Below are 18,903 nucleotides of genomic sequence, written 5' to 3' on the forward strand. Positions count from 1 at the left end.
ATACAAGTAGAAATATGGTAAAATGGTGTTATACATATTATAGTTGAATGGACGTAGGGAGGTGATGTTGTGACCTCTGATAGTAATGGTTATGTAGGTTTTGATTTAGCACTGTTTATCGCTGAGAAGTTGCGTGCTCAGTTTGTGTTTGATATGGCACAGATGGAGGGAAACACGGCGACGTATCCGCAGGTTGAGACGATTGTGTGTGGTACTTCTGTGGCGGGGCTCAGTGTGAGTGAAACTCGACAAATAGATAATATTAATCGTGGCTGGCAAGCCTTGATAGAAGATTTGCGCTTAAAACGATTTCAGATTAATAAGTTAGTGGCTATCGAATATAATAAGTTGGTTTCTGAAAGTGAGAACCGCCTAGGATTTGCTGGATTTCGCAATGCACCAGTAGCTATAGGTGGTACAAGTTACACACCGCCTAATCCTTTGGATTTAAATTTCTGTTGGGATGAATTAGTAGCTAGGTGCCAAGAGCTAGAGGATAATCCGTTGGAACAATCGCTTCTATTATATGCCGAGATGGCTCGTAATCAGTTCTTTGGCGATGGTAATAAACGAACTGCTCTTCTCATGATGAATGGCAACCTAATTCAGAATGGATTGTGTCCGATTACGATTACAAAATCGCACGAAGTAGAATATCGGACTGCTTTAATTGGATATTATGAAAGTCCTGAGCAACATCGCATTCAATTCTTCGATTTCCTAGAACAAGAACAACAAACCATGCTAAAACGCTGGGGCTATGAAATCCAAGATGTAAGTAAATCCGAACTTGGTAAAACTATAGACACAAATCTAAAAGAAGGATCCACAAAACATAAATTATAATTGAGGTCCTGAATTACTATTTTTTCTTTATTCCTGTAACGAAAATCTTTGCGGGAAATAAGGATAACGTATTTAAAGTAAGGTCCTGATGGGTTTCCAAAACCGACTTTGGCCCTGCGAAGCCCGTAGGGCGTAGTCAGACCCGGCCGGTGGAGGTTTTGGGAGCCCATCAGGACCGGCTTTTGAAGGAGGAATACATATGAACCGCAAAATTTTCGTTACAGGTGCTACTTCTGGTATCGGCCTTGAGTGTGCCCGTGCATTCGCCAAGGATGGCGATAATTTATTACTTGCTGGTCGTCGTGCAGATCGATTGGCGGCGATTAAGGAAGATTTTGAACAACAATATGGCGTTCGTGTGGATACGCTTGTTCTCGATGTGAGCAAACGTGAAGATGTAGAGTCAAAGGTGAAACCAGCTATTGAGGCATTCGGTGGTATCGATGTATTAGTCAATAATGCTGGCCTTGCACAGGGACTCGATTCATTCCAAGATAGTGCTGTAGAAGATGCAGTCACAATGATTAATACGAATGTATTAGGACTTCTTTATGTAACAAAGGCAGTATTACCTTTCATGATAGATAAAAACGAAGGTCATATCGTGAATATGGGCTCTACAGCTGGGATTTACGCATACCCAGGCGGTGCCGTTTACTGTGCAACAAAGGCGGCTGTTAAGATGTTAGCTGACGGTATTCGTATGGATACTATTGCTACTGATATTAAGGTTACAACGATTCAACCAGGCATCGTAGAAACTCCATTTAGTGAAGTACGATTCCACGGTGATGCAGAACGCGCAAAATCTGTATATGCTGGCATTGAGGCAGTTCAACCAGAGGATGTAGCAGATGTTGTATTGTATGTAACAAACCAACCTAAACGCATGCAAATTTCAGATGTAACAATTATGGCGAACCAACAAGCGGCAGGCTTTATGGTTCATAAGAAATAATAGGCTATTATTCTAAGCTTGATAACATGATATAGGTAGTATTTATTACTTGAAATCCTATATCACTTAGGATATACTTGTTAAGCGTATTTTGATAAATATAATTTTACAAAATATATTTTCGGAGATTGTTGTTATGGCAACTAAGTTAAAGACATTACTAGTGGCTTCTTTAGCATGTGCAGCTATTGGTACCTATGGAGTCGTTGAAGCTCAAGGTGCAACGGATGCACAAACTAAAGTTTCTGAACCCATAGAAATGTCTGTTGAGGCGGCTGTTCCTGGCGTTATTATGCCAAGTCCCGTACATGTGTTTACCACTGTAGAAGAAGCGTCTGAATATATAGGGTTTCGACCTCAGATGCCGAAGCTATTGCCTGTAGGTTTTAATATTCAATCTATCATTACTATTGAGAAAGATATTTTACAGGTTGTGTACGTGTATGAACCCGGTATAGATCCGTATGTAAATAAAGCCGGTGGTGCTCTTATTTTTTATCGTACATCTACTAAATTAAAGGGTGATATCAGCGATGACCATAAGATTCATAAGGTTATAGAAACTGAAAGTGTAGATGGTACACAGGTTACTTTCAAAGGTGGTAAGAAAATGGTTTATCTTGCATCGTGGATAAAAGATGGACAAAATCATTCTTTAGATTTTTATCGCCCCGTTACACGAGATATGGCGAAGGCTATTATCCATAATATTGTTGAGGAAAAATCACATACAAAATAAATGTGTTTTTAATATTTTTTTTATTGACCGAAGGGAGATTATACTCATGGTTAAAAAATTTGTATTAATGGCAGTTGCGTGTGCTTGTGTAGGTTCTTACACTGTTGCTGGTGCGCAAGGTACTTTTGATGTACCACCTGATCCAGCTAAGCCTATGGTAGCAGAACAGGCGGCGCCTATGGTTGGCATGCCAAATCCTATACATGAGTTTAGCACTATTGATGAAGCCGCTAAATACATGAATATTATGCCTCATCTACCTAAAGTATTACCTGTAGGCTATAATGTTGAGTCTGTAAGCACAATCAATAAAGATGTTTTGCAAGTTGTGTATGTTTACCAAGCTGGTGAAGATACAACGCGGAACCAAGCAGCAGGCAAACGTATTGTGTATCGCGTAGGTACTACAAAAGGTGATATCAGTGGTGATCATAAGAATTATCGCGTTACAGCTACAGAAAAAGTAAACGGTACAAAGGTTACTTTCAAAGGTGGTAATTATATGGTGTACCTCGTTGGTTGGACAAAAGATGGTCAAAACCATGCGATGTACTTTGAACGCCCTGTAACTCGCGACATGGCGAAGGCTATTATTGCTAACACTGTAGCATCTACAGCACATACAGCATATACAAAATAATATAACAGTCAAGCCTAGTGGGATAGGCATGCGAGCTGTGGTGAAGCACTCGCATGGACACTGTAAGGGTTATATAAGAAGCGGCTCCTCTTATGAGGGGCCGTTTTAGCATATATGCTAAAATTTCATAATGAAAATCATTCTAATATACCCATAGGGGTATATTAGAAAATTAGAATCATTGTTAAAATAAAATATAGTTATTTTTTGATAAAGAAGGCAGGTGATGTATTGTATCGATTAATACTACAACGTTTGGCAGGTATTGTAGGTATTTTATTGGTTGTTACCATCGGTACATTTGTATTGATAAAATTATCTCCTATTGATCCCGTGTCGATGAAGTTTAATCTTCTAGGAGCTACACCAGATCCAGTTGTAGTTGCACAGATACGAGAGCAGTTGGGTCTCAATGATCCTTGGTGGCAGCAATACTTACGTTGGTTAGGTCAAATTGTACAAGGGGACTTTGGTGAGTCCATTCTGTACGCTTTACCAGTAGCGACCATTCTTGGTGGCGCCTTGCCTAATACCTTAGGGCTCGTATCCTTATCTCTTGTTATGGGGATAGTGGTGACCATACCTCTCGGTATGCTATCTGCAAAGTATCAAGACTCATGGATTGATCATGGGGTTCGTCTCCTTACATTCCTAGCATTAGCAATTCCTAGCTTCTGGGTCGGTTTATTATTACTGTATTTATTTGGTGTTAAACTACAGTTAGTGTCAGTAACGAATACCACTGGATTTTCTGCCTATGTTTTGCCCGCGGTAACCCTTGCTTTATGGATATGTGGTCTCTACATTCGTCGATTGCGCAATGCTATTTTAGAAGTGTCGCGACAACCCTTTGTACAGGGAGCGCGAGCATTAGGCTTGCCAGAATGGATGGTTTACACCCGTTACATATTCCCTCATGTAGGTCTTATGTTGTTGCCTATGATGGGGGTAACGATGGGCGCTATGCTAGGTGGCTCTGCCGTTATTGAAACGGTATTCGCCATAAAAGGTATTGGTTACATGATGGTGCAAGGTATTATGGCTCGCGATTATGTATTGATGCAAGGTTACATTATTTGGATTACTATGGTGTTCATCGTGATTAATATTATCATTGATGTATTGAGTGTTTGGCTGAATCCGAAGCGAAGAGCCGCTATAAAAGGAGGCTCCTATGAGTAGACGAAAGCCTTATACTTTATACGCAATGTTGGTATTATCCGCTTTGTGGATTGTATTTTTCCTGTGTGCTCCGTATATAGCTCCCTTTGATCCTGAAACGACGAGTGTTGCGGACCGCTTACAAGACATTAGTAGTACCCATCTATTAGGGACTGACCAACTCGGTCGTGATGTGTGGTCTCGTATTCTGTACGGTGGTAAAGCCTCTTTAGGGATTGCTTTCACCATCATTGGCATTAGTGGGGCCATCGGTATCGTTATTGGTGGATTAGCAGGATTCTCTACACCTCGCGTTGACCGTTGGTTATCTCGTTTAATCGATTTAGTACTTGGATTCCCGAACATGGTCATTGCCATTGCTTTCATTGGTATCATGGGGCCGAGCATTACGAATGTCATCATTTCCCTGTGCATTACGAAATGGGCGGAATATGCCCGTATCACGAGAGGTCTCGTACTGATTGAACGCCACGCAGAGTATATTACCTTTGCTCGCATGTCGGGCGCTTCAAACCTACGAATTTTATGGCGCTATATTCTGCCGAATGTATTGCCACCGTTGGTGATTGTCATTATTCAACATCTAGGGGATGCCATCATTTTGGTAGCCAGTTTCTCGCTCATTGGCATCGGTGTGCAACCGCCGGATCCGGAGTGGGGCGCTATCTTGTTGAGCTCCCGAGATTTTCTACAAACGGCACCGTGGCTGTTAATTTACCCGGGGCTTGCTATTTTTATTACTGTTGTTTTATTTAACTATATTGGCGATGCGTTGCGCGATGCTCTCGATGTATCTCGTTAACCGTGCTGTGTATAGATTTTTTATGGTGAAAGCCTCAACGAGGCGATGTATTTTAAAGGAGATACTATGAAACGTTGGTTGTTAGCATGTTTGTCCATGCTATGCATGGTAGCTCTCTTGGCCGGCTGTGGCAATGATACTGCTAAAGACAGCAAACAAGGGAAGCATATGAATGTTGGTTTGTATTGGTTTGGTGAAACATTAGATCCAACTCACGAATGGGATGCGTGGACATTGACTCGTATCGGTGCAGGTGAAAACTTAGCCGTTGTAACACCGGATATGAAATTTGCCCCACAATTGGCAGATTCTTGGGAAAATGTGGACCCTACAACATGGAAATTCCATATCCGTGAAAACGTTAAATTCCACAATGGTACACCGATGACACCTCAAAAGGTAAAAGAGTCCATCGAGTATACGATGAAACAAAGTGCTCGTTCCGCTAAAGCAGTTAAAATCGAGTCCATCACAGTAGATGGTCAAAACTTGATCATTAAAACTACAGAGCCTAATGGTTCCTTGTTATCCAGCTTGACTGAACCTGCTTTCGTTATTATGGATACTGCAGACCTTAAAGATGTAGCATCTAAACCAGTTCTTACAGGCCCTTACAAAATCACTAATTTCAAAAAAGGTGAAACAATTGAACTCGTTGCCTTCGCAGATTACTGGGGCGGTAAACCAGGTCTTGATTCTGTAACTGTAAAAGACATCGAAGACAACAATAAACGCGCTATGGCGTTACAATCTAAAGACGTAGACGTGATTCAAAAAGTGGACTCTGCTAACCGTAGCTTATTCAAAGACGGTTTCAATATTCAAGATATCGCAGGCGTTCGTGTACTTATGTTGAAAGTAAATCACACAGAATCTTCTCCGTTGCATGATAAAGCTGTACGTAATGCGATTGCTCATATTATTAATTATGATTCTATGGCAAAAATTATTGGCAATGGCTCCACACCAGGTGCGGCACCATTCCCGCCATCTGCCAACTTAGGCTATGACGCGATTGCTAATAAAGCGATGACAGATGTGGCGAAAGCTGACCAAATCTTGACTCAAGCTGGCTATGCTAAAAATGCAAACGGCATGTACGCAAAAGACGGTAAAGAATTAGCGATTACTCTTGCTGTTTGGGGTAAAGACACAAGCTTATATGAAGAAATTCAACAAGAATTGAAAAAAGCAGGTATTGCTGTAACTCTTAAGAAATTACAAAGCCCTGATGAAGTAGATACACTTGGTACAGATGGTTTTGACTTAGTAGAACGTAATGTTATTACTATGTCTACAAACGATCCTTATTGGTTCCTCAGCTTGTTCTACAAAACTGGTGCGAAAGCAAATGTTGGTGGCTACTCTAACCCTCAAGTAGATGCGTTAATCGACCAATTATCTGTAACATTTGATCAAAACGAACGCTCTAATATTGCTAAACAAGCACAACAAATCTTAGTTGATGACGTAGCAGATATTTATTTGTTGTATCCAAGTGCAACGGTTGTATCTACTACAAAAGTTAAAAATGTTCCAGTACATCCAATCGATTACTACTTATTAACAAAGGATTCTACTATTGAATAAATCTGACTGTATAGTATTTGATAAGGTTACAATTTCATACGGTGCGGAGCAAGCGGTGCGCGATGTATCCTTCTCCGTGCCCAATGGGGAGGTCTTTGCCATCGTTGGTGAAAGCGGCTCTGGTAAATCTACGTTAGTTCGTGCCGCCTTTGGCATGTTGAAACAAGCTAACATTAGGGGCCAAATTTTGCTAAATGGCACCGATGTTTCCACCTTAAGTGATGGTGATTGGCGACAATTGCGGGGTACGAAGATTTCCATGATCTTTCAAAATCCCAGCGCCTATCTAAACCCAAATCGAACCGTAGAAAATCACTTCAAAGATTTATTCCGTGCTCATGGTGAAAGCTATGATGTAAGCCGCGTTATAGATATGCTTAATCTCGTTCACTTAACCGATGGAGAACGTATTTTGCAGTCCTATCCGTTTCAGTTGAGCGGTGGTATGCAACAACGGTTAGCAATAGCCTTAAGCCTCATCTTAAAGCCTAGCATCGTGTTTGCTGACGAACCGACTAGTGCCTTAGACATGCTAATACAAGCTTCCGTACTAGACCTTATGAAAGAGGTTACACAGGCTCTTGGGGCAACGGTGATTATTGTAACCCATAATATCAAGGCGGCTGCTCGCATTGCCAATAGCATTGGGGTTATGAATAAGGGGCAACTCGTTGAAGTGGGATCATCCGAAGAGGTCATGGCCCATCCAAAGGATGAGTATACTCGCATCTTGTTAGATTCCGTAATGAAAGTGGTGTAGTATGATTCAACTCGAGAAAATCTGTAAACAATATACGAACCACAATCATACGGTCCATGCCGTTGATAACGTATCCTTTTCCGTGGCTCCCAATGAACGAGTAGGCATTGCAGGTGGCAGTGGTTCTGGTAAAAGTACTCTCCTTAGACTGATTGCTATGTTAGAAAAACCTACCTCTGGGAGTCTGCGACTCTTTGGTGAAGACGTAACATCCATTCAAAACCATACAGAAATATATCGTTCCATGCAGATGATGTTTCAAAATCCCTTGGCGGTGATTCCTCCAAGGATGAACTTAGAAGCATTTCTCTTAGAGCCGTATATTAACTATGGTCTCATGGATATAGAGGCAGCAAAGGGCGATATCTGCAAATGGATACAACGGGTCGACTTACCGGAGAATACGGTTCATAAATACCCTCACGAAGTCAGCGGTGGTCAACTGCAACGTGTTGTATTAGCACGGATCATGCTGATGAATCCTAAATTAGTACTCTTTGATGAACCTACATCAGCCCTTGATGCGGTGAATCAAAAGTTGGTGCTAGACCTCCTACAAAAACTATATACGGAACAACCCTTCGGCTACGTATTTGTCAGCCATGACATCGGACTATTACAAGCCGTAACAGACCGAATCATTGTCATGAAAGACGGACAAATCGTAGAAACCATCGAATCAAAACGACTTAAAGAAGCGGTACACCCATATACACAAGCACTTGTGGAAGCGAGTGAGTAATAGGAATAGATAATTTAATGGATATGCAGTTTTAAAAATTTAATAGTTGATAAAGTCTTGAGCCTTCTGTATTACAATGATAGTAATATAGAAGGCTTCTTTTAATTTAACGTATACTAATTGTCTGAAGAGGAAACTGTCAACTATAAGTTGACAGTTCAAAATGAAGGTACTCGGACCGTTGAAAGAAAGTTAGCTTATTACAATCTAGATATGATTTTAGTCATAGGATATCATGTTTGATCGCCGCGAGGAATTTTATAAACGTGTAGATAGCAAAAAAGAGTTTATGGATTAGACTCGCAACTGCAACGACGGCTTTTATCGGGGGCGTTTTGAATATAAAAAGGCCATCAACAGTGTGTCGATGACCTCTTAATAGGTAATAGATTATTAAGCAATTTCCGCTTTCAAATCGATAACATTTTTACATGCTATGCAGCCAGGGCAGTCACAGAATTCTGCGCCTTGTGCTTTGATGTCTTTAGCGTGTTGTAATAGGTTAGCAGCACCCTCTTTGCCAAGGATTTGTACAGCGAGTTCAGAACCTGCAAAGCCGATAGTTTCGTCGATAAGTGCAATATTTTGCTCTGCTATGGATACGAGTTGTTTCGTAAGATCTGCTTGTTTTTCTGTACCCTCTGCATCGAGCCAAGATTGAGCGAATTCTTTTACTGAAGGATTGCTTGTTGGTGCATCTAATAAGGCTTGTACGAGTTGTGTTAATTGTATATGTGTCATGATTATTTCCTCCATATAACTACTAACTATAGTTTTGGAATAGTGCATTTAGTATCATATGAGCATCTGTTCCTTTTGTTGAGTTCATTATAACATTTACAGTTATTTTGAATAGTAGAATGATTTGAGATAGATACTATCAAATGAGATAGATTTGTGATATTTATTGGTTAAATTTTTCCTAAATCCTCAACCATTTCTTTTACATTAGCATATGATTTTGCTTTTATTTTTCCTGCTAATATGTCTTTTGTTTCTTGAATAGCCGCTTCTGTTTCCGCGTTATAACGAGGTTGTTTAGGTTGAAATGGAAATCCACCTTCCATTAGTGATGTGTGGAGAAAAATATTAATCGCATCAGTTACGGATATGCCAAAGCTAGCATATAATGCTTCTAATTGTGCTTTTACCGCTGGCTCGATACGCAAACTGATAGAGGCTGTTTTAGCCATAGTATCACCTCCTGTTATTTATATTGTAATGCTAATACTATAAATTCGCAATCAATTGCTTGCTATTTGCAAGCAAAATGTTTTTTGGAGGGAAAATCCTTATATATAAATATTAGGGTTTTAGGTGATATAATTAACTTACTATATGTAGTTTGTTTACAGGGGATTGTATCATGAAAAAGGTTTTATGTGCACTGGCTATATTAGCTTTTATAGGTTCTATTTGTGTTGTTTCTGCCGATGATTCGACTCGTTTTAGAATCAATGGTAATTCTATTTATGACCAACCCTATGGTGACCGAAATGAGTTTCCTTGTCCACATAGACTTGGAAGTTGCAATATGACTGATGAGGATTATAGAAGCACTCGTAAAGGTCAATCGCTAGAGGTGTTTGATACTCTATATGAGGCTAAGCAACATTTGAACTTTAAACCTCAGTTGCCAAGTGGAGTAGAAGGGTTACATGCTATACATGTGACTGTTGTAGATCACGATGTACTACAAGTGGTATATTCCTATCATGAGCTTTTAAAAGGGAGATATTTTGACAGAGTCGACGATATGCCGCAGTATATCAAATACCGAGTATCTATAGTATCAGGTAATATCGCAGGCGATTATAAGGATTACTTACCTCAGAAGACGGATATTGTGAATGGCATGACAGTAACCTATCGAATGGTGGATGACTCCGTTTATTTAGCATCATGGGAACATGAGGGACAGAACCATGTGTTCTTATTTAATGAGCCGATTTCTGTTAAACGGGCTAGAGAAATGATTAAATGCGTAGGGATAAATTGAGTTACTTATTGTACTATCTTTTTAAATATGATTAGTTTATAATATAAATATAAAGAGAGCCAATTAACGTGATTAGGGCGTTAGGCTCATCTAAAACTTGATAAAACTATGATGGCGCCTAACGTGTTAGAGGAATGCACTCCTTTATACGTTAGGCGTTTATCATTGTACTATTTGACTAGTGCAATGATAGTGACTACTGATAACAGAATTATGATAATTACATAGGTAACTTCATGATTTGTCATAGTATCACCTCCTCGCGGAGATGAACCTAACTCACGTCAATTGACTCTCTTCGTAATTAGTATAGCAAAAATTAATACTAAAAATAATGGAGTTTTTTTATGCAAGTAGATAATTATAAGATTTCAACGTTGCCATATATAGAAAATGCTAGCAATGAGATAATGGAAAAGTACAATATAAAAGCACAATATGAAACGGAACCGCCTCATGGAGATGCTATATATTCTATTTCTATAAAGGGGAAATCATTGCCGTTTTGGATTTATGGTAGGGATGTTACTTTCATAGGTAGTAGTATGGTTATGGTGGAGTCTGTAAGATGTAAAACTTGGGATCCCATTGAGACCATGATTATTGATTTAGAGAATGAAGTGTATGCTAGTTTAAAGGAATGGTATACAGATATTTCGTTTATTAATCATCGAATAGAGCTTACTAATCAAGTTGTAAAAATGGATAAGCGAATTCTGAATAATTTTGAGGCTTTAGACTGGATAAGCTTTTAAGATTGATTGCGTAGAGGCCACCCTGCTATTTTTATTGTGCTTGTTAGTAAAAAGAATGTGTGATGTATCATATTCATCTTATTTTAATTGACATTACTCTATAGAATAAAGTACAATGTCCTTATATTTTAAATACAAGCTATGAATGGGTATAAAGGTTTACAGATCCTGCTTTCAGAGAGTTGTCGGTTGGTGCGAGGCAATAGAGGTTGTACGCTGACACTCTCCCGTGAGCTTTGGTGGCGAATGCAGCAGTAGTCATCGACGGTGGTTCCGTTATACCCGCAACGAGTCCCAATTAGGGTGGTACCGTGTTATGAATATAACGCCCCTTTGAGCAACGATAGTTGTTCTGAGGGGCTTTTTTTTATAAAAGTTTAGTCAACCATACTACGTGACCGAATTAAAGTGGTGCTCTGACGCTCCAGCTAGCTTAACGGTCTTCGGCCTAGGGCCTCGACCTACTAAAGTCGCTTGCGAGCACGCACTTTAATTCTACGTTTTGTTTGACTAAACTTTCACAATTGATAGATATAATAAAGTGTTATGTTTTATTAGTACAGAAAAGGTGAAGATTATGGATCAAAATCGCGTATATTTCTTTGATACAACCCTTCGTGATGGGGAACAAACACCGGGCGTTGCACTTCGTACGCCGGAAAAAATTGAGATTGCAAAAGGTCTCGTACGCCTTGGTATTGATGTTATTGAAGCGGGGTTCCCTGCAGCATCTCCTGGGGATTTTGAAGCGGTTCAAACTATTGCACGTGAGGTAAAGGGCACAACGATTTGTGCATTGGCCCGTTGTAATGAGAAGGACGTTATCAAGGCTATAGATGCGTTGAAGGATGCGGAGCGCAGCCGTTTACATGTGTTTATCGCTATTTCCGAAATCCACATGCAATATAAATTAAAGATGACTCGTGAACAAGTACTAGATAAGGTCAAAGCTATTCTAGAATTGGCTAAGGGTAAGGTTGATGAAATCGAATTCTCTGGCGAAGATGCATCTCGTGCAGACTTAGATTTTGCTTGCCAAGTATATGGCACAGCTATTGCTGGTGGTGCGACAATCATCAACGTACCAGATACAGTTGGTTACATGATGCCACAAGAATTCGCGTCTAAAATCCGTTACATCAAAGAACATACACCAGGTGTTGAAAAGGTCATCATTTCCGTTCATTGCCATGATGACCTTGGCCTGGCAAATGCTAACTCCTTGGCAGCTATCGAAGCCGGTGCTCGTCAAGTAGAATGTACGATAAACGGCCTTGGCGAACGTGCTGGTAACGTAGGCATCGAAGAGGTTGTGATGTCTCTTAAAACACGTCATGACTATTTCCATGATTTACAAGTAAACATCGATACAAAACAATTCACAAAATTGTCTAAATTGGTAAGCCGATTAACAGGTGTAGCAGTACCTCCCAATAAAGCAATCGTTGGTTCTAACGCATTCGCTCATGAATCTGGTATCCATCAACATGGCATGCTTAGTAACCCTGAAACTTATGAAATCATGACGCCTGAGTCTGTAGGTGCTGAAAAGACAAACATCGTTCTTGGCAAACATTCCGGCCGTCATGCCTTCGAAGACCATTTGAAAAACTTGGGATTCCATCAAACTTTCACAGAAGAAAAAATCAACGACCTATTTGCTAAATTTAAAGATTTGGCAGATAAGAAAAAACAAGTATACGACGATGATATCATCGCCCTTGTTGTGGAACACATGGATCACAAAAAAGCATTCGAGCTTGTTTCTCAACATTATCAATTGGGCGAAAAAGGCTATGCATATGCAGACGTTCGCCTCAATACGCCGGATGGTGAAAGAGCGGATGCTGCGGTTGGTGACGGCCCAGTTGACGCATCTCTTAAAGCGGTTGAACGTGTGGTTGGTATGCCAATTAGTTTGAAAGATTATCAAATCCGCGCTATCACAGCTGGTAAGGATGCCCTTGGGGAAGCAACCCTTAAGGTTGAATATAATGGTCGCATTTTCCACGGTCGTGGTATCAGCACCGATATCGTTAAATCAAGTGTGAACGCATATATTAATGCAGTTAATTCTATTTTCCTAGCTATGGAGCTAGAACAACAGGAGGAAGAATAATATTATGGGTATGACCATTACTGAAAAGAACATGGCTCGCCACGCAGGTCTTGATGTGGTAAAACCAGGCCAAATCATCGAGTGTCATTTGGACGCTGTGTTGATGAACGACATCACATTCCCACCAGCGCTTCGTGAATTTAAAAAGATTGAAAAACCAGTATTTGACCGTCATAAAATCTACTTGGTGCCTGACCATTTCACACCAAATAAAGATATTCAATCCGCTACACAAGCGAAAGTCATGCGTGATTTCGTACGCGAACATGGTATTACCAACTACTTTGAAGTAGGTCGCATGGGTATTGAGCACGTTATCTTGCCAGAAAAAGGTCTTATCGGTCCTGGCGAAATGATGATTGGTGCTGACTCTCATACTTGTACATATGGTGCAGTAAATGCATTCTCCACAGGCGTTGGCTCTACAGATGCAGGCGTTGCTATGGCTGAAGGTAAAACTTGGTTCAAAGTACCTGAAACTATTAAGGTTGAACTTATCGGCAAACCTAACAAATGGGTAACTGGTAAGGACGTAATCCTTGATTTGATTGGTAAAATCGGTGTAGATGGCGCTCGTTACATGGCCCTTGAATTCGCTGGCGAAGGCGTGAAACATATGACTATGGCTGACCGTCTCACAATCTGTAACATGGCTATCGAAGCGGGCGGCAAATGTGGCGTGTTCCCATATGATGAAATTACCGAAGAATATATTAAAGGTCGTGTCAACCGTCCTGTAGAACCTATCAATGCTGATCCTGATGCGGTATATGCACAAACTGTGACAATTGATTTAGCTAAATTGCAACCAGTTGTGGCATTCCCTCATTTGCCATCCAATACGCATTACATCAACGAAATCGACAAAGATATCAAAATCGACCAAGTTATCATCGGATCTTGTACAAATGGCCGTTACGAAGACTTGGTGGCAGCTGCTGAAATCTTCAAAGGTCGCAAGGTGGCTCCATTCGTTCGTTGTATCGTAATCCCTGGTTCTCAAGATGTATACGATCAAGCGATGAAAGATGGCTTGTTGGACATCTTCATCCAAGCTGACTGTGCGGTGTCCACGCCAACATGTGGTCCTTGCCTCGGCGGTTACATGGGTATCATGGCAGCTGGTGAAAGAACCGTTTCCACTACTAACCGTAACTTCCGTGGTCGTATGGGTCACGTTGATTCTGAAGTATATTTGGCAAGCCCTTACGTGGCGGCAGCAAGTGCTGTATTAGGCCGCATTGCAGGTCCTGAGGAGGTTTAATATGGATTTTGAAAGCAAAAAAATCTGGCGCTACGGCGACGATGTAGATACAGACGTAATCATTCCAGCTCGTTACTTGGCAATTGCTGATTGGAACGAATTGGCAGAACATGCGATGGAAGATATTGATACAACTTTTGCTCCTAATGTGAAAGCTGGCGAAATCATGGTAGCTGGCAAAAACTTTGGTTGTGGGTCCTCTCGTGAACACGCACCAGGCGTTATTAAAGCAAAAGGCGTGCCTGTTATCGTAGCACACTCCTTTGCGCGTATCTTCTTCCGTAATGCCATCAATATCGGTTTACCTGTGATTGAAATCGGTGAACAAGTAGACCGTATCGATGCAGGCGATGCTATCGGCGTAGACTTGTCTAAAGGCATCGTGTACAACTTGACTAAAAATGAACAATACCAAGGCACTGAATTGCCACAATTCATTCAAGACATTGCGGCAGCAGGAGGTCTTGTGAACTTTGCGAAACATCGCAAATAAGCACGTAGCCGAGCCTCTGTGATGCTCTGACGCTCCAGCTAGCTTAACGGTCATCGGCCGAGGGCCTTGACCTACTAAAGTCGCGTCAGAGCATGCACCTCGGCTCTACGTAGCTTATCATTGCGATTTTTTTCGCAATGATGTACATATGGATACATGTAGACGATGAAGCCCCGTCGCAAACGACTTTTGCTAGGGCGAGGCCTATGGCCTCGGCCCGTTAAGGCAATGGAGGCTTGCAACGGGGCTTCATCGTCGGAGAGGAATATATAGATGAGCGAAAAAAATATCGTATTGATTCCTGGTGATGGTATTGGTACTGAGATTATTGCTGCAGCGAAGGCTGTGTGTGATGTGGCTTTTGAGAAAGCCAATGTAAAGGTTAATTGGATTGATAAAAAAGCGGGCGGTGCGTCTATTGATGCATACGGCGTTCCTTTGACTGAGGATACGATTGAGGCTTGTAAAGCTGCTGATGCTGTATTGCTTGGTGCTGTAGGCGGTCCTAAATGGGATAATGTAGATCCTGCTATCCGTCCTGAGAAAGCAATCCTCGGTCTTCGTAAGGAGCTTGGTTTGTTCTGTAACTTGCGTCCTGTAAAAATCTATCCTTCTTTGCAAGAGTATTCCCCTCTTAAAAAGGAACTCGTACAAGATGTAGATTTTGTTATCGTTCGTGAGTTGACTGGTGGTATTTATTTTGGTGAACGCGAAGAGGCACAAGGTGAAGGTGCTAATGAGTTTGCTTGGGATAAAGAAACATATAGCCGTTACGAAGTAGAGCGCATTATGGACATCGCTATGGAAACAGCTCGTAAACGCAACAAAAAGGTTGTGTCCGTAGATAAAGCAAACGTATTGGCTTCTTCTCGTTTGTGGCGTAAAATCGCGCAAGAGAAAGCGGCTGCTAATCCAGACATCGCAACAGATTACTTCTATGTAGATAACACAGCAATGCAACTTGTTGTAAATCCTGCACAATTCGACGTTATCGTGACGACAAACTTATTCGGCGATATCTTGTCTGACGAAGGCGCTGTTATCTCTGGTTCCATCGGGCTTTTACCATCTGCATCTATGGGGACTGGTACAGCATTGTACGAGCCAATCCATGGTTCCGCACCAGATATCATGGGCCAAAACTTGGCAAACCCATTGGGCACAATCTTGTCCGCAGCTATGATGTGCCGTCATTCCCTTGATTTACCTCAAGTGGCTGACGCTATTGAAAAGGCTGTTGAACAAGTTCTCGTTGATGGTTATCGCACAGGCGATATCTATCGCGAAGGTTTGAAACGTGTAGGTACCACAGAAATGGCGCAAGCTGTAATCGAACGTTTATAATAGGTGCGATTGAGTGCGTACTTATGTATTGAAGAGAGGGTAGTAAGGCCCTCTCTTTTTTGTGGGAGGCGTTATGTTACCATATTTTTTACTAGCTTTATCTATAGGGCTTGAATTATTTGCTACGACCATGTTGAAAGCATCTGATGGCTTTACGCGGCCGTTACAGACTATTGCCTGCGTATGTGGCTATGTAGGATCTTTCTATACATTGACGCATGTACTGAAATATATTCCACTCAGTGTTACCTATGCTACCTGGTCTGGCGTAGGCCTCGTGGTGACAGCACTCATTTCGGTCTTTATCTTTAGTGAGGGCTATAATATGTACACCATTTTGGGGATAGGTCTTATTGTAGTTGGTGTTGTCATCCTTAACTTGTGGGGGAACGTAGGTCACTAATCTATAAGACTGTTAATATAGCCATTAATTAGATTGGTCTTATATCATAATTACCATAATCATATTGTTAGATGAGAGAAGAGCTAATAAGGAGGGCTTTATGAATTCTTCCATGTATCGAAATTTAACCATTACTGCGTTATTGATGGCTTTAGCAATTATGATCCCTATCGTAATGCCATTGAAAGTCGTCATACCACCGGCTTCTTATACACTGGCCAGTCATGTGCCAATCTTTTTGGCTATGTTTTTATCACGTAAATCGGCGGCTTGTGTAGTTATTGGATCCACGTTAGGATTCTTTGTAGCAGGATTCCCTCTCGTTATTGTTATGCGTGCAGCATCACATATCTTTTTTGCGTTGCTTGGTGCTTGGTATCTTAAAAATCACATGGAAGTATTATCAAATGCTCTTTCTTTTGTGACTTTTAACTTTGTGTGCGCTATCATTCATGCTATTGGTGAAGTTGTTGCCTGTTTACTATTCTATACAACTACTACATTACCGAATATCGACTTAATGTACGTTGTATTTGTCCTCGTTGGAGGTGGCACTATTGTGCATAGTATGGTTGATGGATATATTTCCTTGTATATTTACAAGGCCATACCTAAATCCATCATTGAATAAATGATAGTAACCTAATATGGAATGAAATAGGGGGTGACCATTGGTCACCCCCTTAATCTATCTTTTTAGTGATTATAATTGTTATAATAGATTTGTAGAATATTGAGGCAGAATATCTTATAACTAATTCTAGTAATGGAGGTGAAGATAGTGGCTACATCAAGCTTTTTTAAACCCTTAGTTGTGCGGCAACAAGATGAAGCAGCATGGGTTAAAGCCTTTGATACGACGGAGAAAATTAAGCGAAATAAAAATTATACAATCAATAAGTTGAATAAAGAAGCTGGCCGTAAAGTTTTAGAACAAGTTGTGAGGAATAGACCATGAGATATATGACTGTTTCTATCCGCGACTATTTAGATGATGAAAATTTATTATGTGGGATTTTTGAAACGTTTTCATGTCCTAAAAATAAAGATATTGAAGATTTTTTAAAAGAAAAATCCATTGATTTTGAGAAGAAACACTTTGGTCGAACGTACTTAGTCATTGATGAACATCGAAATTTGGCGGGATATTTTACTCTTGCCCTTAAAGCGATGAATTTGGATAAGAGTGTATCTAATCGTCTCCGGAAGCTGGTTTCTGGGTACTCTAATAAACCAGATTCTGCTATATATCTTATCGGTCAGTTAGGTAAAAATTATGCAAATCCCTATGTTAAACAATTTTCTGGGGACTCCTTAATTAATATTGCTGTAGATTATATAAATGAAGCACAAGATATTGTTGGAGGAAGAGCGATTTTAGTTGAATGTGAAAATCGTAAATTACTTATGGAGTTTTATGAGCGTTGTGGATTTCAGCAATTATCTAAGCAAACTGGTGATGCGTTGTTAACATATGTAATAAGCTTAGATAAATTACATTGATATGAATAAGTCGATAGATAGCTGATATTTTTGGGTGTAAAAACGGGTTTATTAGACATTTATAGTAGGGTTACATAAAAAAAAGGTGTACCAACACATTGATTTGTGTTGGTACACCTTTTATCATTTATTTTCTGTTAAAGTACTATCGTCAAATGTAATATTGCCAAGTATAACTTTATTATGATTAGAGCCGATAGCTCGTTCACCATATTTATGGTATTTTAGTTCTAATTCACGACGCATAGCTGCTTGCATTTGTTGTAGAAAGCTATTGGTGAGATCAGAAGTTTCCTTTTGATATCGAATATTATTGAGAAGGAGGGTTTTATCTTTTTCTATGTAACGAAGCATAGTGCGTCCTTCGTCATAGCTAAGCTGGTTTTTATATTGGTCCTCGTCCGCTTTCCCGTTTGCAGGTTGGACTGTTTTTGCAGTCGTTACCCTAGAGTCTTTATGCAAAATATATTTAATATCGTATTTGTTATTTGTGTTTGGTAAGTTGTCATTGGCAGTTACGAATAGAGCAAAAAGATTTGGTTTTGGTAAGTCTTTTTCTGGAATATAAAAATATGTGTCTTCTGTAACCATATACTCTTTTCCGTTTTCCTGAATTGTGAGGCGATATAGAGCATTTTCTCCATCGTATCCAATCCATGTACCGGTATAGTCCGGTTTATTGCTACAACCTGCAATAACTAGCATAGAAAGTAGCGCCATCATGATGCATGTTAGTTTTATAATAGATTTCATATGCTATGTCT

22 protein-coding genes and 1 other annotated feature are annotated in these 18,903 nt (G+C 40.3%); of the genes, 19 read left to right on the forward strand and 3 right to left on the reverse strand.

From position 1 onward, the window contains the following. The first annotated feature begins 69 nt into the window (after window positions 1–69). The 9 genes from VIHSUH07_RS04425 (at window position 70) to VIHSUH07_RS04465 (ending at window position 8,259) form a co-directional block, all read left to right on the forward strand. The gene (locus VIHSUH07_RS04425) at window positions 70–846 is read left to right on the forward strand and encodes a Fic family protein (RefSeq protein WP_105084029.1); all 777 of its coding nucleotides are present in this window, start codon (window positions 70–72) and stop codon (window positions 844–846) included. A gap of 199 nt (window positions 847–1,045) precedes the next feature. Then, window positions 1,046–1,804, forward strand: a complete 759-nt coding sequence (locus VIHSUH07_RS04430; RefSeq protein ID WP_105084030.1) for an SDR family NAD(P)-dependent oxidoreductase — start codon at window positions 1,046–1,048, stop codon at window positions 1,802–1,804. Window positions 1,805–1,940: 136 nt separating this feature from the next. Continuing rightward, window positions 1,941–2,543, forward strand: coding sequence for a hypothetical protein (locus VIHSUH07_RS04435; RefSeq protein WP_105084031.1), 603 nt, complete (start codon window positions 1,941–1,943; stop codon window positions 2,541–2,543). A 46-nt stretch (window positions 2,544–2,589) separates the two neighbouring features. Beyond that, window positions 2,590–3,183, forward strand: coding sequence for a hypothetical protein (locus VIHSUH07_RS04440; RefSeq protein ID WP_105084032.1), 594 nt, complete (start codon window positions 2,590–2,592; stop codon window positions 3,181–3,183). Between the two features lie 231 nt (window positions 3,184–3,414). Continuing rightward, window positions 3,415–4,365, forward strand: coding sequence for an ABC transporter permease (locus VIHSUH07_RS04445; RefSeq protein ID WP_105084033.1), 951 nt, complete (start codon window positions 3,415–3,417; stop codon window positions 4,363–4,365). Next, window positions 4,358–5,167 (forward strand): ABC transporter permease, encoded by an 810-nt coding sequence (locus VIHSUH07_RS04450; protein WP_105084034.1) that lies wholly within the window; start codon window positions 4,358–4,360, stop codon window positions 5,165–5,167. The genes VIHSUH07_RS04445 and VIHSUH07_RS04450 overlap by 8 nt, the downstream gene beginning before the upstream one ends. Before the next feature lie 66 nt (window positions 5,168–5,233). Beyond that, a complete protein-coding gene (locus tag VIHSUH07_RS04455; protein WP_105084035.1) occupies window positions 5,234–6,757 on the forward strand; it encodes an ABC transporter substrate-binding protein in 1,524 nt (507 codons plus the stop codon). After that, window positions 6,750–7,517 carry an ABC transporter ATP-binding protein gene (locus tag VIHSUH07_RS04460; protein WP_105084036.1) on the forward strand — a complete coding sequence of 256 codons (768 nt, stop codon included), beginning with the start codon at window positions 6,750–6,752 and terminating at the stop codon, window positions 7,515–7,517. Before VIHSUH07_RS04455 ends, VIHSUH07_RS04460 begins: the two co-directional genes overlap by 8 nt. A gap of 1 nt (window position 7,518) precedes the next feature. Continuing rightward, window positions 7,519–8,259, forward strand: coding sequence for an ABC transporter ATP-binding protein (locus VIHSUH07_RS04465; RefSeq protein WP_105084037.1), 741 nt, complete (start codon window positions 7,519–7,521; stop codon window positions 8,257–8,259). Window positions 8,260–8,652: 393 nt separating this feature from the next. On the opposite strand, the gene VIHSUH07_RS04475 is transcribed toward VIHSUH07_RS04465, so the two are convergent. Together VIHSUH07_RS04475 and VIHSUH07_RS04480 are read right to left on the reverse strand one after the other, a co-directional pair. Then, entirely contained in the window at window positions 8,653–9,000 is a 348-nt protein-coding gene (locus VIHSUH07_RS04475; RefSeq protein ID WP_105084038.1) for a hypothetical protein, read from the reverse strand. 170 nt (window positions 9,001–9,170) lie between these two features. Further along, window positions 9,171–9,452: a type II toxin-antitoxin system RelB/DinJ family antitoxin gene (locus tag VIHSUH07_RS04480; RefSeq protein ID WP_105084039.1), complete on the reverse strand. Its 282-nt coding sequence runs from the start codon at window positions 9,450–9,452 to the stop codon at window positions 9,171–9,173. A gap of 173 nt (window positions 9,453–9,625) precedes the next feature. Here VIHSUH07_RS04480 and VIHSUH07_RS04485 point away from each other — a divergent pair, with 173 nt between their 5' ends. The 10 genes from VIHSUH07_RS04485 to VIHSUH07_RS04525 all read left to right on the forward strand — a co-directional run bounded on the left by VIHSUH07_RS04485 (window position 9,626) and on the right by VIHSUH07_RS04525 (window position 18,139). Next, on the forward strand, window positions 9,626–10,258 hold the full coding sequence (locus VIHSUH07_RS04485) for a hypothetical protein (protein WP_105084040.1): 633 nt from the start codon (window positions 9,626–9,628) through the stop codon (window positions 10,256–10,258). 347 nt (window positions 10,259–10,605) lie between these two features. After that, the gene (locus tag VIHSUH07_RS04490; RefSeq protein WP_105084041.1) at window positions 10,606–11,013 is read left to right on the forward strand and encodes a hypothetical protein; all 408 of its coding nucleotides are present in this window, start codon (window positions 10,606–10,608) and stop codon (window positions 11,011–11,013) included. A gap of 132 nt (window positions 11,014–11,145) precedes the next feature. Beyond that, window positions 11,146–11,349, forward strand: a binding site (T-box leader). 241 nt (window positions 11,350–11,590) lie between these two features. Then, window positions 11,591–13,132, forward strand: a complete 1,542-nt coding sequence (locus VIHSUH07_RS04495) for a 2-isopropylmalate synthase (protein WP_105084042.1) — start codon at window positions 11,591–11,593, stop codon at window positions 13,130–13,132. Window positions 13,133–13,136: 4 nt separating this feature from the next. Further along, a complete protein-coding gene (gene leuC / locus VIHSUH07_RS04500; RefSeq protein ID WP_105084043.1) occupies window positions 13,137–14,396 on the forward strand; it encodes a 3-isopropylmalate dehydratase large subunit in 1,260 nt (419 codons plus the stop codon). 1 nt (window position 14,397) lies between these two features. Further along, a complete protein-coding gene (locus VIHSUH07_RS04505) occupies window positions 14,398–14,889 on the forward strand; it encodes a 3-isopropylmalate dehydratase small subunit (protein WP_009661705.1) in 492 nt (163 codons plus the stop codon). A 273-nt stretch (window positions 14,890–15,162) separates the two neighbouring features. Then, window positions 15,163–16,233 carry a 3-isopropylmalate dehydrogenase gene (gene leuB / locus VIHSUH07_RS04510; RefSeq protein WP_005381431.1) on the forward strand — a complete coding sequence of 357 codons (1,071 nt, stop codon included), beginning with the start codon at window positions 15,163–15,165 and terminating at the stop codon, window positions 16,231–16,233. Between the two features lie 73 nt (window positions 16,234–16,306). Then, window positions 16,307–16,636, forward strand: coding sequence for a DMT family transporter (locus tag VIHSUH07_RS04515; protein WP_009661754.1), 330 nt, complete (start codon window positions 16,307–16,309; stop codon window positions 16,634–16,636). Between the two features lie 100 nt (window positions 16,637–16,736). Next, window positions 16,737–17,267, forward strand: coding sequence for a hypothetical protein (locus VIHSUH07_RS04520; protein ID WP_009661809.1), 531 nt, complete (start codon window positions 16,737–16,739; stop codon window positions 17,265–17,267). Between the two features lie 150 nt (window positions 17,268–17,417). Then, on the forward strand, window positions 17,418–17,594 hold the full coding sequence (locus VIHSUH07_RS09680; RefSeq protein ID WP_005376470.1) for a hypothetical protein: 177 nt from the start codon (window positions 17,418–17,420) through the stop codon (window positions 17,592–17,594). Next, a complete protein-coding gene (locus tag VIHSUH07_RS04525; RefSeq protein ID WP_232500736.1) occupies window positions 17,591–18,139 on the forward strand; it encodes a hypothetical protein in 549 nt (182 codons plus the stop codon). The genes VIHSUH07_RS09680 and VIHSUH07_RS04525 overlap by 4 nt, the downstream gene beginning before the upstream one ends. Window positions 18,140–18,262: 123 nt before the next feature. On the opposite strand, the gene VIHSUH07_RS04530 is transcribed toward VIHSUH07_RS04525, so the two are convergent. Then, on the reverse strand, window positions 18,263–18,892 hold the full coding sequence (locus VIHSUH07_RS04530) for a hypothetical protein (protein WP_105084044.1): 630 nt from the start codon (window positions 18,890–18,892) through the stop codon (window positions 18,263–18,265). Between the last annotated feature and the right edge of the window lie 11 nt (window positions 18,893–18,903).

The organism is Veillonella sp. T34266-5 (assembly GCF_002959815.1).
Classification (GTDB): domain Bacteria; phylum Bacillota; class Negativicutes; order Veillonellales; family Veillonellaceae; genus Veillonella; species Veillonella atypica.

Excerpts from the sequence above, each read along its gene's own strand:
- VIHSUH07_RS04485 (WP_105084040.1), top strand. The coding sequence starts at position 9,626 with ATGAAAAAGGTTTTATGTGCACTGGCTATATTAGCTTTTATAGGTTCT.
- VIHSUH07_RS04515 (WP_009661754.1), top strand. The coding sequence starts at position 16,307 with ATGTTACCATATTTTTTACTAGCTTTATCTATAGGGCTTGAATTATTT.
- leuC (WP_105084043.1), top strand. The coding sequence starts at position 13,137 with ATGGGTATGACCATTACTGAAAAGAACATGGCTCGCCACGCAGGTCTT.
- VIHSUH07_RS04525 (WP_232500736.1), top strand. The coding sequence starts at position 17,591 with ATGAGATATATGACTGTTTCTATCCGCGACTATTTAGATGATGAAAAT.
- VIHSUH07_RS04430 (WP_105084030.1), top strand. The coding sequence starts at position 1,046 with ATGAACCGCAAAATTTTCGTTACAGGTGCTACTTCTGGTATCGGCCTT.
- leuB (WP_005381431.1), top strand. The coding sequence starts at position 15,163 with ATGAGCGAAAAAAATATCGTATTGATTCCTGGTGATGGTATTGGTACT.
- VIHSUH07_RS04495 (WP_105084042.1), top strand. The coding sequence starts at position 11,591 with ATGGATCAAAATCGCGTATATTTCTTTGATACAACCCTTCGTGATGGG.
- VIHSUH07_RS04440 (WP_105084032.1), top strand. The coding sequence starts at position 2,590 with ATGGTTAAAAAATTTGTATTAATGGCAGTTGCGTGTGCTTGTGTAGGT.
- VIHSUH07_RS04455 (WP_105084035.1), top strand. The coding sequence starts at position 5,234 with ATGAAACGTTGGTTGTTAGCATGTTTGTCCATGCTATGCATGGTAGCT.
- VIHSUH07_RS04505 (WP_009661705.1), top strand. The coding sequence starts at position 14,398 with ATGGATTTTGAAAGCAAAAAAATCTGGCGCTACGGCGACGATGTAGAT.
- VIHSUH07_RS04435 (WP_105084031.1), top strand. The coding sequence starts at position 1,941 with ATGGCAACTAAGTTAAAGACATTACTAGTGGCTTCTTTAGCATGTGCA.
- VIHSUH07_RS04465 (WP_105084037.1), top strand. The coding sequence starts at position 7,519 with ATGATTCAACTCGAGAAAATCTGTAAACAATATACGAACCACAATCAT.
- VIHSUH07_RS04530 (WP_105084044.1), bottom strand. The coding sequence starts at position 18,892 with ATGAAATCTATTATAAAACTAACATGCATCATGATGGCGCTACTTTCT.
- VIHSUH07_RS04480 (WP_105084039.1), bottom strand. The coding sequence starts at position 9,452 with ATGGCTAAAACAGCCTCTATCAGTTTGCGTATCGAGCCAGCGGTAAAA.
- VIHSUH07_RS04475 (WP_105084038.1), bottom strand. The coding sequence starts at position 9,000 with ATGACACATATACAATTAACACAACTCGTACAAGCCTTATTAGATGCA.
- VIHSUH07_RS04450 (WP_105084034.1), top strand. The coding sequence starts at position 4,358 with ATGAGTAGACGAAAGCCTTATACTTTATACGCAATGTTGGTATTATCC.
- VIHSUH07_RS04520 (WP_009661809.1), top strand. The coding sequence starts at position 16,737 with ATGAATTCTTCCATGTATCGAAATTTAACCATTACTGCGTTATTGATG.
- VIHSUH07_RS04490 (WP_105084041.1), top strand. The coding sequence starts at position 10,606 with ATGCAAGTAGATAATTATAAGATTTCAACGTTGCCATATATAGAAAAT.